The organism is Enterobacter sp. RIT637 (genome assembly GCF_019718755.1).
In the GTDB taxonomy this organism is placed as follows: Bacteria; Pseudomonadota; Gammaproteobacteria; order Enterobacterales; family Enterobacteriaceae; genus Enterobacter.
Window position 1 is genome coordinate 277,335 of sequence record NZ_JAIHAZ010000003.1, and the last position, 13,800, is coordinate 291,134.

Sequence of the window (13,800 nt, forward strand, 5' to 3'; positions counted from 1 at the left end):
GGGCAGGGCCCGGCTCGGTGTGACGCTAACGATTATGAGACGTGCTGGAGGAACTCCTGCAAACGCTGCCCTGGCGGGTTAGCGATAAGCTCCTGCGGGTTACCGTCCTGAGCAATACGGCCTTTATCAATAAAGATCAGGCGGGACGCTACTTTCTCAGCAAAGCCGATTTCGTGGGTCACGATCACCATCGTCATCCCTTCTTCGGCCAGATCCTGCATGACTTTCAGCACCTCGTGGCGCAGCTCCGGGTCGAGCGCGGAAGTCGGCTCATCAAAAAGCATCATCTTCGGTTTCACCGCCAGCGCGCGTGCAATCGCCACGCGCTGCTGCTGGCCGCCGGACAGCTCGGAAGGGTAGTGGTGCGCACGTTCGGCCAGGCCAACCTTCGCCAGCAGATCTTTTGCCTGCGCTTCCGCTGCCGCTTTGCTGGCCCCGCGCACGCGCAGCGGGCCAAACATCACGTTTTCCAGCGCCGTGAGATGCGGGAACAGGTAGAACTGCTGGAACACCATGCCCGCTTCCTGACGGATCAGACGCTCATCCACTTTCGGGTCGTTGACCTTCAGGCCGTCGACGATCAGATCGCCACTGGTGATCTCTTCCAGCTTGTTGATGCAGCGCAGCAGGGTCGATTTACCGGAGCCGGACGGCCCGATAATGACCACTACTTCACCCTGTTTGATGCTCAAATCGATATTGTGCAGCACCTGGGTTGGGCCAAAGTGCTTGGAAACATTTTTAAATTCAATCACAGGATTTTCATCCTTCTTTCAAGACGACGCAGAACGAAGCTCAGAACCAGAGTAATGATCAGATAGACAACGGCTACCGCACTCCAGATTTCCAGCGCGCGGAAGTTGCCCGCAATGATCTCCTGCCCCTGACGGGTCAGTTCAGCCACGCCGATGACAATGAACAGCGACGTATCTTTGATGCTGATAATCCACTGGTTACCCAGTGGCGGCAGCATACGGCGCAGCGCCAGCGGCAGAATCACGTGGCGGATCGTTTCGCGACGGGACAGTCCCAGTGCCAGACCCGCTTCACTGAAACCTTTATGAATCGACAGCACCGCGCCGCGGGTGATTTCCGCGATGTAGGCGCCTGAGTTGATCATAATGGTCACGACGGCGGCGCTGAACGGGTCAATGCGCAGATCGTTGAAAGCCATTGGCAGGGCGAAGTAAATAAACATGACCTGCACGACAATCGGGGTGCCGCGGATCACTTCGATGAAAACCAGTGCGATGTGGTTTGCAATCCAGCCGCCGTAGGTGCGGGCGAAACCGGCGACAAGACCGATAATCAACCCGCCAACCAGACCCAGGACCGAAATCCACAGGGTCATTTTAGCGCCTTCAAGCAAGAGAGGAATGGCAGGCCAGATGGCGCTCCAGTCAAACTGCATGATGTATTCCTGTATACCGTGGTAAAAAACGAAAAACGTAGGCCCGGTAAGCGTGAGCGCCACCGGGCGTTACAAACCTGAATTCAGGTAAATTATTTAGGCTCGGTACCGAACCATTTTTTGTAGATTTCGTTATAGGTGCCGTTCTCTTTCAGGGTTTTCAGCGCGCCGTTAACTTTCGTGCGCAGGTCGTCGCTGCCTTTCGGGAACGCGATACCGTACTGCTGTGCTTCCAGAGAATCGCCGACCGCTTTGAACTTGCCGTTGCCCGCGGTTTTGATGAAATACAGGATGTTAGGCGTGTCGTGCAGAACGGCGTCAGCACGGTTGGTACCCAGTTCCATGTAGGCATTGTCGATGTTCGGGAACTGACGCAGATCTTTGGTTTTGATATTCGCTTTCGCGTAATCAACGGAACCGGTACCGCTCTTCACTGCCACGACTTTACCGTCGAGATCTTTTACGCTTTTTACGTCGTTATTGTCGGCTTTCACCATCACCAGCAGGCCGCTTTTGTAGTAGCCGTCGGAGAAGTCGATCGCTTTTTTACGCTCTTCGGTAATCGTGATACCCGCTAGTGCCAGGTCGACGTTTTTGGTCTGCAGCGCAGGGATGATGCCGCTGAAGTCCATCGGTTTCAGGGTGTAGTCCAGTTTGAGTTCTTTTGCGACCGCAGCCCACAGATCCACGTCAAAACCAACGTATTTGTCACCCTGCTTGAATTCAAACGGAACGAACGCCGTGTCGGTCGCCACAACGAGTTTGTCGGCAGCCTGAGAGGACACTGCAAATGCCAGGGTAAGTGCAGCCAGTGAAACTTTTAATACAGACTTCATAGCATTTCCTTTTATAACCACGGGGCGATCCCCTGCGAGAACGACAGGCACTATGAAAAAATCGTGCCAACTTTACAAGTTCTTGTTTTGCAAAGGGGATGATGTCACGCATTGCACAAAAAATGGAGCAATGATGTCGTGTTGCACCAGCGTGAGGCACCGTTTTGGTGCGCCTCATTTGGCGTATCTGACGAGGTGATATTTAGCGCAGATTCTGACGGAAAAACAATCTTCCGTTAACGGTTGTGTGAGGTGATTATTACATTTCGTTCACTTTTGCAGGGATGCAGTGCAAAAGTGTGCACCATAAATGTGCAAAACCCCCGCCAGGGGCGAGGGTGTTATTGGTAATTCGTATGGCTTATTCGATGTTGGATTCGATAAACCACAGGAATTGATCCAGGTCGCGAGAGGCGGCGGTGAAGATATCGGCCGTGTCTTCGTCTTTCGCTTCGCCGATGGCTTTACGCACGTCGTTTGCGACGATGGCATAACGATCCGCAAGCTCTTTCAGGTGATCCTGAACGGTATGGATATCCAGCGGATAGCTTTTCAGTGGCGTTTTGCTGTTAATCACCTGCGTGGTCCCCAGCGCCACACCGCCTAACTGAACGGCACGTTCGGCCATCGTATCGAGGTGGGTAACCAGTGCTGTGCGGAAGCCATCCAGCATTTCATGAACGGCAATAAAGTTTGCACCGCGCATATTCCAGTGGGCTTGTTTGGTGATCAGCGAAAGATCGATGAACTGGATCACCTGGCGATTCAGCAACTCAATGGTCGCTTTTTTGTCGCTATCCGATACATCGTTACGGGTATAAAGCAGATTAGACGCTTTCGTTTTCACCAGTTTAGCGGTACTCATAATCTCATATCCTCTTGATGTGTGTGTCCCAGGTAATTACGGAACTAAGTATAGCACCGGATTTTTTCCCTGCGGTTTGGCTCTGCCTATCGGTTTAATAGCAAGAAGGATGTTGAGTTTGTATGGGTTTGAAAATTAAAGGTTTTTATGAGGGTGATAAGGATCAATCTTAATTCTGTGCGTAGGGTGCGCTACCCTGTGGATTATTTCGTGACGATGACAAACAGTGTAACGAAATATGTTGAGCGTGGAAGGAGCCTATATTCTGCATGGCGTGAAAGCCATGCAGAATATAGCGCATTAATTGATGTCGACTTTCTTCACTTTGGGTTCAGGGCGCATTGTCAGCGTTGATCCCATAGAGGCCGCGATAATGGAGCACAGCGCCAGCGTCTGGGTGAACGTCAGCGTTTCTCCGAGGAACACCATTCCCGAGATAGCCGCCAGCGCAGGCTCCATGCTCATCAACGTACCGAAAATGCGCGTTGGCAAACGCGTCAGGGCAATCATCTCCAGAGAATAGGGGAGTGCCGTAGAAAGAATAGCGACCGCCAGCCCCACGGGCAGAATGGACCATTGCCATATGGATTCGGTGGCTTGTGCCATACCGAGGGGGACAAAGATGATGGCGGCAATCAGCGAGCCCAGCGCAACCGTGGCCGGGCCGTGCTCCTCCCCGGCGCGTTGACCGGTGAGGATATAGACCGCCCAGCATGCACCCGCGCCCAGTGCCAGCGCGGCACCCGTTAGATCAATCTGCGCGACGCTCTGACCCAGCGGAAGCAGGAACCAGAGGCCCAGAACGGCTAACACGACCCAGATGAAGTCCACCGGGCGACGTGAAGAGAAGAGGGCAACCGCCAGCGGCCCCGTAAATTCAAGCGCGACGGCAATCCCCAGCGGGATGGTCTGAATAGAGAGGTAGAACATGTAGTTCATCGCACCCAGCGCCAGACCGTAAAAAAGAAGCGGCAGCCGCTGCTCTTTTTTGAAACGTAGACGCCAGGGTTTAAAGATGACCACGAGGATCAGCGTCCCTAATGCAATACGCAGAGCCGTGACGCCCGGCGCTCCCACCAGTGGAAAGAGTGATTTAGCAAGCGACGCGCCACTCTGAATCGACAACATGGCGATCAGTATCACAGCGACCGGCATCCAGACCGATGACGTGCGGGATAACCCTGGCATCCTTTCTCCTGTCAATTTATGTCAAAGAGGGTAAAAGCCGCAGTGTAATGGAAATATGCGCTCACGGTTGAGCTACTGTTGAAAAAAAACCAGGGAAAATCCGTAAAATAGATAAGCGTTGCTGGTTTTATCGCCTGTCAGATTAGGAATAATCTGGATGAATGTAACGGCGATGGCGCGCACTATGACTATTTTGCGGCGAAAATTTAACGTAATTTGAATGAGATAGCTGATTCCGGAAACGTTCTGTTACAGGAAAGACCTCGTTAGACATTACGAATCACAAAGAGTTTCGCAAAATTTTTTGATATATTTAAAACTTACGGACTTACTTGAACACATTTGAGGTGGTTATGAAAAAAATTGCATGTCTTTCAGCACTGGCCGCAGTTCTGGCTGTTTCCGCAGGTACTGCTGTAGCTGCTACTTCTACCGTTACCGGTGGTTACGCTCAGAGCGATATGCAGGGCGTGATGAACAAAACTAACGGTTTCAACCTGAAGTATCGTTACGAGCAAGACAACAACCCGCTGGGCGTGATCGGTTCTTTCACTTACACCGAGAAAGATCGCACTGAAAACGGCACCTATAACAAAGGTCAGTACTACGGTATCACCGCTGGTCCTGCTTACCGCCTGAACGACTGGGCTAGCATCTACGGTGTTGTAGGTGTTGGTTACGGTAAATTCCAGCAGACCGAAAACCAGGGTCTGAACCGCACTGCAAGCAACAGCGACTACGGCTTCTCCTATGGCGCGGGTATGCAGTTCAACCCAATCGAAAACGTTGCTCTGGACTTCTCCTATGAGCAGAGCCGTATCCGCAACGTTGACGTTGGCACCTGGATCGCGGGCGTAGGTTACCGCTTCTAATCACTTCGGTGAGCCAGTAAAAAATCCGCCCATTATGGCGGATTTTTTTTTGGGGTTTGTTCCCTCTCCCACTGAGGGTTCCCCACAAATAATGCCTGCACGGACGCCCCCCTCTCCCTTGAGGGAGAGGGCTGGGGTGAGGGGGAACATACGGCTCTGGTGGTCATTCCGTTCACTTTATGTTCCTTGCTACTCTGTAACGACATGACCGGTGAACGTGCCAGGGTGGCTCAGTCGCCACCACCCTGGCGACCCGGGCTCCCGGCGGTAAATCGCCGCTTCGCGGTGCCCTCGGCTTATTCCTTCCGGCTTATCGGGTACGGGCGGAGGTAACGTCCCTGTAAAGCCCGCCCTCTCGGCGCATCCCTGCGCCTCGCCCCGGCCTTACGGAAACGCCTCAGCGATTTACAGCCGGACCAGGGCGTCGCTGTAACTCTTCAATCTTTCTGAAACAACGTTATTGCTTCTGTTTAATCATTACTGGAGAACCCTCAGCCCGGTGGGAGAGGGCATCAGACCGCTACTTACTCTTAATATCAAAAATGTCTGTACCCAGATGGTTATAGTCAACTTTCTGTAACTTGAAGTTGGTAACGTACACTGGGGGACCCTTCTTGTTTGAGACAAACGGGTAAGAAATTTTTATCTGCTCTGCTGCAATCCCCGTCCATTGTGAAAAGAAAGCCAGGAAATCATTTGCCGAACGACGCGCTTTGATGATGCGATGCTTTTTGTCGTCACTCGACAGCACCATAAAGGGCACCTGGAAATTCTGCTGAAATGCATCGTCGTGCGCCAGATACTGCACCTCTTTACCGCGCTCTTTAAACGCCAGCCCGTGATCGGAGAAATAGACCATCGAGAAGCTGTCGCCCGTATTGCGCAGCTGGGCATAGAGCTTGCTCAGCAGGTCGTCGGTTTGCGTCATGGTGTAGAGATAACATGATGTCTCTTTGGACTGCACAAACTCGGTGTACTTCCCGTCTGTACGATCGCACGCCTGAGGATGTGACCCCATCAGGTGCAGAACAATCAGCTGTGGCTGGGTGCGCTGAGTGGCAAAGACCTGCGCGGTCATTTTCAGCAACGCTTCATCTTTCGTGTTTTTGTCGGCTTCAAAATCACCGTTTTTGAGGAACTGAACCTCATCGGCACGCTTCGCAATACTGGCGATGGCGGTATCGTATTCGCCAATTTGCCCCTGGTTGGAGAACCACCATGTCTGGAACCCCGCGCGGTTTGCCAGCGTGACAAAGTTATCCTGATACTGCGGTTTGCCGTCGACCACACGGTTCAGGGTCAGGCCGAGTGATTTCTGCGTCGAGCCGCTGGCCGCGACGTAATCGGTAAACAGGGCACCGTTGACCGAACTGGCAAACGGCGTGTTATCCCAGTGGCCGCCAAAAGCGCCGAGCGCATCGCGGCGCGCACTTTCGCCAATCACCACCACGTAGGTATGGTACTTAGGCTTCACGGCCAGCACGTTCCAGGTGTCTTTCATGGTGGAAAGTTCAGCCATGCGCGCCTGCTCGTCGAGAACCTCTTTATTATTTACCACGACGTCTTTCACGAAGCGGAAAACCGGATAGCCGATATTGGTGAGCCTTAGCTTACCGTCCCAGGGAATATTCTGGATGGGGGCGACAAACGCCACGGCAATGCTGAACACCAGACAGAGTATTTCGATCTTACCCCAGGATTTTTTCTCGCCTGACTGACGGCGGATGGCGATAACACCCAAAGCGAAGATAAAGAGCCCGACCACATAGCTGTACCACGGGAAGATCGTCAGGATCTCCGTCGACTCTTCCATATTGGTGGAATGCAGCGCCAGCAGGGTATTGAAGTTTGGCGATCCGTAGGCCTGGCCAAACGGGAAATACATCGCAGCAACCAGCGAACAGACCCCGACCAATGCTTTCTGCACGCGCGGCGCACTCCGCCACAACACGTGGAGTACGCAGGTAAACGCCACGGCGTAGAGCAGGCTAAACGGGTAGCCAAGCGCAAAGTTAATCAGCAGCGATTGCAGAAAGTAGAATCCCGTCCACGGGCTTAAGGCCCGGCTGCGGGTAACAAGTGTTTCTTTCAGGGTTAAGTTCATAGATCACTATCATGAAAACGCCATGTGCTCACCCTGGCGCCAAGGGTCAAAGCCTGCCTGACAGTGCGTGGAGAGGGAATGAGGGTCCGCTTCAGCGAGCCGCAAATAGTGCAGGGCTGCAAGAAGATAGTGCGAGCGTGAAATAAGGTCAACAGTTGCTAAACAGATGTTTTGCGAGGGAGACTGCAAATCCGCAAAAAAGATCGGGATTAAGGCGGCCAGAGGCCAGTTTACATGGGGTTTGTGACGGAAAAATGAAGCGGCGTACCGCGACGCCGCTTAGTGAGAAGATTTGTCATCCTGCTGCGGTTTGTTGTTAAACATATCGCACAGCATGTTCAACAGCATTAAGCGCACTTTAAAAGGAGAGTGGGTAAACACGTTCATACACCTCTTGAATTCATTCATGTGACCTCCTGATTTCTGATCCCTTCGATCCGTGAAGGGTGACTGCATTACATACAGATATAGCACAGGCTATATTGTATAGCTATGGCTAATTCGTTAAATTTTTGTGCTTGTAGAGCTATGGTTTACAATGTGCGCTCCGTTACAGGGCGCTGGAAGCGTCACCCCCATTGAGGAAGCACAATGAACCGTCGCGCAGGTAAGCCAACTACAAAAAAAACGACGCAACTGGTGAATGTTGAAGAGCACGTAGAAGGGTTCCGTCAGGTGCGTGAAGCGCATCGCCGGGAGCTGATTGATGACTATGTGGAGCTGATCTCCGATTTGATTCGTGAGGTAGGCGAAGCACGCCAGGTCGATATGGCCGCGCGGCTGGGGGTTTCCCAGCCAACGGTTGCCAAAATGTTAAAACGTCTGGCGTCGGTGGGCTTGATCGAGATGATCCCATGGCGCGGCGTCTTTCTGACGGCGGAAGGCGAAAAGCTGGCGCAGGAGAGCCGCGAGCGTCATCAGATCGTGGAGAACTTTTTACTGGTGCTGGGCGTCAGCCCGGAAATTGCCCGCCGGGATGCGGAAGGGATGGAGCACCACGTCAGTGAAGAAACGCTGGTGAAGTTCCGTGAATTTACACTCAAATATGGTTCTTCTGCTGAATGAACATCCCCGGACTGCATGCCCTGACGCGTGACCGTTTCTTTCATCTCTTACTGATTATTGGTGCAGGATTAAGCCTTTTTGTCCCTTTTACCCCTCACGCCTGGCCTGCGGCGATTGACTGGCGCACGATTATTACCCTGAGTGGCTTAATGATGCTCACCAAAGGGGTAGAGCTAAGCGGCTACTTTGATGTGCTGGGACGCAAAATGGTGCGCCGTTTTGCCACCGAGCGTCGGCTGTCTCTGTTCATGGTCTTTTCCGCCGCGGTGCTGTCGACGTTTCTGACCAACGATGTCGCGCTGTTTATCATCGTGCCGCTCACGCTCACGCTGCGTAAGCTCTGTGAAATTCCAGTCAGCCGTCTGATTATCTTTGAAGCGCTGGCCGTGAACGCTGGCTCGCTGTTAACGCCCATCGGCAACCCACAAAATATCCTGCTCTGGGGCCGTTCAGGACTGTCGTTTGCCGCCTTTACCTGGCAGATGGCCCCGCTGGCGCTGGTGATGATGCTGTCTCTGCTGGCGGTGTGCTGGTTTGCGTTTCCTGATAAAAAACTGCAGTACCACAGCGGCACGACGGGTCCGCAGTGGCAGCCGCGTCTGGTGTGGAGCTGTCTGGCGTTGTATATCGTCTTTTTGGTCGCGCTGGAGATGAAGGTTGAGCTGGCGGGCGTGCTGCTGGTTGCCGCCGGGTTTTTAGTGCTGGCGCGGCGGGTGCTGGTGAGCGTGGACTGGACGCTGCTGCTGGTGTTCATGGCGATGTTTATCGATGTGTATCTGCTCATCCAGCTTCCCGCACTGCAAAACGTGCTTCACGGCGTCAGCGGTCTGTCGCAGCCGGGCCTGTGGCTGACGGCGATTGGCCTGTCGCAGTTTATCAGCAACGTACCGTCGACCATTCTGCTGCTCAACTATGTTCCGCCTGATACCCTTCTGGCCTGGGCGGTAAACATCGGCGGGTTTGGGCTGCTGCCCGGTTCCCTTGCCAACCTGATTGCCCTGCGCATGGCCAACGACCGCCGTATCTGGTGGCGCTTCCATTTATGGTCAGTGCCGATGCTGGTGTGGGCTGCGACGATCGGTTTCGGAATATTCCTTCTCATATAGTGCGCAATTTGTCAGTTTTTCCTGGCAAACGTATAGCAACGTCCTAGCTTTAGTGAACGGCATAGTGTGATGCCGCTCACTGACAGGACCGTTGCTGAACTATGGCTGAAGATCAAAACCCGCCTGCTGACGAGCAGGAAAAAAACAATAATGCGCGCAAGCGCCCGGGCAAAAAACCGTTAATTATCCTCGGCGTTGTCGTGGTGGTAATGGTCGTCGTGGCGCTGGTCTGGTGGTTTTTAACCCGTAACGAAGAGACGACCGACGACGCCTTTACCGACGGCGACGTGGTGACCATTGCCCCCAAAACGGCGGGATACGTTACCGAGCTTCGCGTGCGCGATAACCAGCGCGTGAAGAAAGGGGATCTGCTGGTGGTCATCGATCCTCGCGATACCACGGCCCAGCGCGATCAGGCTCAGGCCCAGCTTGGGCTGGCGCTTGCTCAGCTCCATCAGGCGCAGGCACAGCTGGCGCTCTCGAAGGTGCAATATCCCGCCCAGCGTGACGAAGCCAAAGCGCAGGTGCTAAAAGCGCAGGCCGATCTGGCGAACGCCCAGGCAGAGTACCGCCGTCAGCGCGGCGTCGACCCGCGCGCGACCACCCAGCAAAGTATCGATTCTGCAAACGCACAGCTGCGCAGCGCACAGGCCGGACTGGCCAGCGCCCAGGCGCAGCTGGAAGTGGCGGAGCAGGTACAACTGCAAATCCGCCAGCAGGAGACCAACGTTGAAGCCCGCGAGCGTCAGGTCGATCAGGCCAAAGCGCAGCTGGAAACCGCGAACCTGAACCTCTCTTACACCGAAGTCCGCGCCCCGTTCGACGGCTTCGTCACCAAACGCAACGTACAGCCCGGCACGCTGGTGCAGGCGGGTACGGCGCTGTTCTCGCTGGTCTCCCCGAACGTGTGGGTGGTGGCGAACTTCAAAGAGTCGCAGCTGGAGCGCATGAAGCCCGGCGACAAGGTCAGCGTCTCCGTCGATGCCTGGCCGGATATGGAACTTGAAGGCCACATTGACAGCATCCAGCAGGGCAGCGGCTCGCGCTTCTCCGCGTTCCCGTCGGAAAACGCCACCGGTAACTTTGTCAAAATCGTCCAGCGCGTGCCGGTGAAAATCGTGATTGATAAAGGACTGGATCCGAACAGGCCGCTGCCGCTGGGGCTGTCGGTTGAACCGAAGGTGACGGTCGAATGACGGACCACAGCCACGATAGCTGGAAGCCCGCCAGCAACCCGTGGGCGGTGGCAATTGTTGTCACCCTCGCGGTGTTTATGGAAATACTGGATACCACCATCGTCAACGTGGCGCTGCCGCACGTGGCGGGGTCGCTCTCGGCCAGCTATGACGAATCCACCTGGGTACTGACCAGCTACCTGGTGGCGAACGGCATCGTGCTGCCTATCTCTGCCTTCCTCAGTCGCCTGTTTGGCCGCAAGCAGTTCTTCTTAATCTGCATCGTGATGTTCACCATCTGCTCGTTTCTGTGCGGCATTGCCACCGAGCTGTGGCAGATCATCCTGTTCCGCGTGATGCAGGGCTTCTTTGGCGGCGGGCTGCAGCCCACGCAGCAGTCGGTGCTGCTCGACTACTTCAAACCGGAGGACAGGGGTAAAGCCTTTGGCCTGTCCTCCATCGCCATCATCGTTGCGCCGGTGCTTGGCCCGACGCTGGGCGGCTGGATCACCGACAACTACTCCTGGCGCTGGGTGTTCTTTATCAATATTCCGGTGGGGATTGTCACGGTGCTGGCGATCTACCAGCTGCTGGAAGATCCGCCGTGGGAGAGTAAGTCAAAAGAGAAGCTGACCGTCGACTGGACGGGGATCGGCCTGATCGCCCTCGGCCTCGGTTGCCTGCAGGTGATGCTCGACCGGGGCGAGGATGACGACTGGTTCTACTCGAACTTTATCCGCACCTTCGCGGTGCTGACGCTTATCGGCATTATCGGCGCCATCTACTGGCTGCTGTATGTCAAAAAGCCGGTGGTGGATCTGCACTGCATGAAGGACCGCAACTTTGCCATCTCCAGCCTGCTGATGGCGGGAATGGCGATGATTTTGTACGGCAGCTCGGTGGTGATCCCGCAGCTGGCGCAGCAGGATCTGGGCTATACCGCCACCTGGTCCGGGCTGGTGCTGTCGCCCGGCGCGGTGCTGATTGTGTTAACCATCCCGCTGGTGCTGAAGCTGATGCCGGTGGTGCAGACGCGCTGGATCATCGCCTTTGGTTTTATCTGTCTCGCGGTGTCGTTCTTCTGGTCGCGCACCCTGACGCCGGATATCGACTTCGAAACGCTGGTGCTGTTCCGCAGCGCCCAGTCGATTGGGCTGGGGTTCCTGTTTGTGCCGCTGACCACCATCGCCTTTATCTCGATTCCGAGGCGGCTGAACGCCGATGCGGCGGCGCTGTTCACCATGTTCCGCAATGTGGCGGGTTCGATTGGGATATCGCTCTCGACGGCCGCCATCACCGAGCGCGCGCAGGCGCACAGCGCGCATCTGGCGTACCATGCTTCGCCGTTTAACGAGCAGTTCCAGCTGGCGATACGCGAGAGCGCACAGGCGATCCAGAACTTCACCACCCAGGTGGGCGACCCCACCGGCATCGCCACCGGGCGCATGTACCAGACGATGATTGAGCAGTCGCGCTTTTTAGCCTACATCGACGTCTTCACCATTCTGAGCGCGGTGGCCTTTTTACTGATTCCGTTTTGTTTGTTGCTCTCGCCGGTTAAGAGCGAGGGGAGTGCAGGAGCACATTGATGATACACAGACGTTTACACCCCCTGATGATAATGATGCTGCTGGCGGGCTGCGCCGTCGGGCCGGACTATCAGCAGCCCGCACCCCCTGCCGTTACGCACTGGAACGATAAGGGCGACAGCGCGGTGAAATCGCAAACCACCTCCGCCGCGACCAATCCACGCTGGTGGAAGACCTTCGGCTCGCCGCAGCTCGACAGTCTGGTTGAACGCGCCATCGCGGGAAACCTGACGCTGCAGCAAACGGTGCTGCGCATCGCCGGGGCGCGTGAACAGATTAACCAGGCGGGCGGCGCGTTTTATCCGTCGGTGAACGGTAATCTGCAGGCGACGCGCCAGCAGCTCGGGCTGGAAGGAGAGCTAAAATCCCACGGCGTCTACGACCAGCTGGATAACGTCGATCCTGAACTCCGAGGCGCGCTGGGGCCGCTGACGCAGCCGATTAACCTCTACCAGGGCAGCTTCGACGCCCAGTGGGAGATCGACCTGTGGGGCAAGGTACGTCGTCAGGTGGAGGCCGCCGAAGCGCAGCAGAAAGCGGCTATCGAGCAGCGTAACGACGCGCTGGTGTCGCTGGAGGCCGAAGTGGCCCGAGCGTGGCTCCAGCTGCGCGGGGCGCAGAGCATTATCGCCACGCTGAACACCCAGATTAAAAGCGCGCAGCAGACGCTGGATCTGACCGAAAGCCGCCAGCGCGGCGGGCTGTCTCCGCAGATGGATGTGGAAAACGCCCGGGCGCAGTTGGGGAATCTTGAAGCGCAGCTGCCGCAATATCAGGCGCAGGAGCGGCAGGCGATGAACGGCCTGGCGATCCTGCTCGGCAAGCCGCCGGGCGCGCTGGATGCGGAACTGCAAAGCGTGCAGCCGATGCCTGCCTTGCCGGATATTGTCCAAACGGGGATTGCGTCCACGCTGGCGCGACGCCGCCCGGACGTGCGCGAAGCGGAGGCGAACCTTCACGCCGCCACGGCGCAAATCGGCGTCTCGGTGGCGGAGCTGTTCCCGAGCTTTACGCTCTCCGGGCAGTTTGGCCTGCGCAACAGCGAAACTAACTGGCTGACCGACTGGAGCAGCCACTTCTACAGCTTCGGTCCGCAGGTCTCCATTCCCATATTTCAGGGCGGTCGACTGGTCTCCAGCGTCAAGGTGGCGCGAGCGCAGCAGGGCGCAGCGGTGCTGGACTATCGCCAGACGGTGCTGACCGCGCTCGGGGATGTGGAAAACGCGCTGGTGAGCTATCGCACCGACCAGCAGCGTGAAGCGGGCCTCGCGAAGACCATCGACGCGCTGCAAAACGCGTTCGACCTGGCAAGCGACAGCTACCGACAGGGGATCGCCAGCTTTATCGACGTGCTGGACGCCCAGCGTCAGTTGGCGCAGGCCCAGCAGCAGCGCGCACAGGCGCAGGTGCAGAGCGCGCTCGATCTTGTGGCGCTCTACAAAGCTCTGGGCGGCGGCTGGGAGCCGTATCAGCAGGTGCAATTACCGGACTACAGCGTCTTTGGCGACGCCCCGCGCGGATAAATTCAGAGGATTGGGCAAGAAACGGACAGGAACGCCACATTCGCGATGGCTGAGGGGCGGGTATAA

13 protein-coding genes are annotated in these 13,800 nt (G+C 55.9%); 6 read left to right on the forward strand and 7 right to left on the reverse strand.

Annotated elements, in window-relative coordinates:
- Window positions 1–32: 32 nt before the first annotated feature.
- The 5 genes from glnQ to rhtA all read right to left on the reverse strand — a co-directional run bounded on the left by glnQ (window position 33) and on the right by rhtA (window position 4,300).
- Window positions 33–755: a glutamine ABC transporter ATP-binding protein GlnQ gene (gene glnQ / locus K5E19_RS08235; RefSeq protein ID WP_089598967.1), complete on the reverse strand. Its 723-nt coding sequence runs from the start codon at window positions 753–755 to the stop codon at window positions 33–35.
- Window positions 752–1,411 (reverse strand): glutamine ABC transporter permease GlnP, encoded by a 660-nt coding sequence (gene glnP, locus K5E19_RS08240; protein WP_010428919.1) that lies wholly within the window; start codon window positions 1,409–1,411, stop codon window positions 752–754. The genes glnQ and glnP overlap by 4 nt, the downstream gene beginning before the upstream one ends.
- A 92-nt stretch (window positions 1,412–1,503) precedes the next feature.
- Entirely contained in the window at window positions 1,504–2,247 is a 744-nt protein-coding gene (glnH, locus tag K5E19_RS08245) for a glutamine ABC transporter substrate-binding protein GlnH (protein WP_010428921.1), read from the reverse strand.
- 361 nt (window positions 2,248–2,608) lie between these two features.
- Window positions 2,609–3,112: a DNA starvation/stationary phase protection protein Dps gene (gene dps, locus K5E19_RS08250; protein ID WP_010428924.1), complete on the reverse strand. Its 504-nt coding sequence runs from the start codon at window positions 3,110–3,112 to the stop codon at window positions 2,609–2,611.
- Window positions 3,113–3,412: 300 nt separating this feature from the next.
- Window positions 3,413–4,300, reverse strand: a complete 888-nt coding sequence (rhtA, locus tag K5E19_RS08255; protein ID WP_221550764.1) for a threonine/homoserine exporter RhtA — start codon at window positions 4,298–4,300, stop codon at window positions 3,413–3,415.
- 353 nt (window positions 4,301–4,653) lie between these two features.
- Between rhtA and ompX the strand changes: the two genes are divergently transcribed.
- Window positions 4,654–5,172, forward strand: a complete 519-nt coding sequence (gene ompX, locus K5E19_RS08260; protein ID WP_221550766.1) for an outer membrane protein OmpX — start codon at window positions 4,654–4,656, stop codon at window positions 5,170–5,172.
- A 520-nt stretch (window positions 5,173–5,692) separates the two neighbouring features.
- Here ompX and K5E19_RS08265 read toward each other — a convergent pair.
- Both K5E19_RS08265 and mntS read right to left on the reverse strand, forming a co-directional pair.
- Entirely contained in the window at window positions 5,693–7,276 is a 1,584-nt protein-coding gene (locus K5E19_RS08265; RefSeq protein WP_221550768.1) for a phosphoethanolamine transferase, read from the reverse strand.
- 279 nt (window positions 7,277–7,555) lie between these two features.
- Complete coding sequence (mntS, locus tag K5E19_RS08270) at window positions 7,556–7,684, reverse strand: manganase accumulation protein MntS (protein ID WP_042718971.1); 129 nt, start codon at window positions 7,682–7,684, stop codon at window positions 7,556–7,558.
- 183 nt (window positions 7,685–7,867) lie between these two features.
- Here mntS and mntR point away from each other — a divergent pair, with 183 nt between their 5' ends.
- From mntR to K5E19_RS08295, 5 genes are all read left to right on the forward strand, one after another.
- Complete coding sequence (gene mntR, locus K5E19_RS08275; protein WP_010428939.1) at window positions 7,868–8,341, forward strand: manganese-binding transcriptional regulator MntR; 474 nt, start codon at window positions 7,868–7,870, stop codon at window positions 8,339–8,341.
- Window positions 8,338–9,447 (forward strand): anion transporter, encoded by a 1,110-nt coding sequence (locus tag K5E19_RS08280; protein WP_221550769.1) that lies wholly within the window; start codon window positions 8,338–8,340, stop codon window positions 9,445–9,447. The genes mntR and K5E19_RS08280 overlap by 4 nt, the downstream gene beginning before the upstream one ends.
- 101 nt (window positions 9,448–9,548) lie before the next feature.
- Window positions 9,549–10,643: an HlyD family secretion protein gene (locus tag K5E19_RS08285; RefSeq protein ID WP_221550770.1), complete on the forward strand. Its 1,095-nt coding sequence runs from the start codon at window positions 9,549–9,551 to the stop codon at window positions 10,641–10,643.
- Window positions 10,640–12,211 carry a DHA2 family efflux MFS transporter permease subunit gene (locus K5E19_RS08290; protein WP_221550771.1) on the forward strand — a complete coding sequence of 524 codons (1,572 nt, stop codon included), beginning with the start codon at window positions 10,640–10,642 and terminating at the stop codon, window positions 12,209–12,211. Before K5E19_RS08285 ends, K5E19_RS08290 begins: the two co-directional genes overlap by 4 nt.
- Complete coding sequence (locus K5E19_RS08295) at window positions 12,211–13,734, forward strand: efflux transporter outer membrane subunit (protein WP_221550772.1); 1,524 nt, start codon at window positions 12,211–12,213, stop codon at window positions 13,732–13,734. The genes K5E19_RS08290 and K5E19_RS08295 overlap by 1 nt, the downstream gene beginning before the upstream one ends.
- Window positions 13,735–13,800 lie beyond the last annotated feature (66 nt).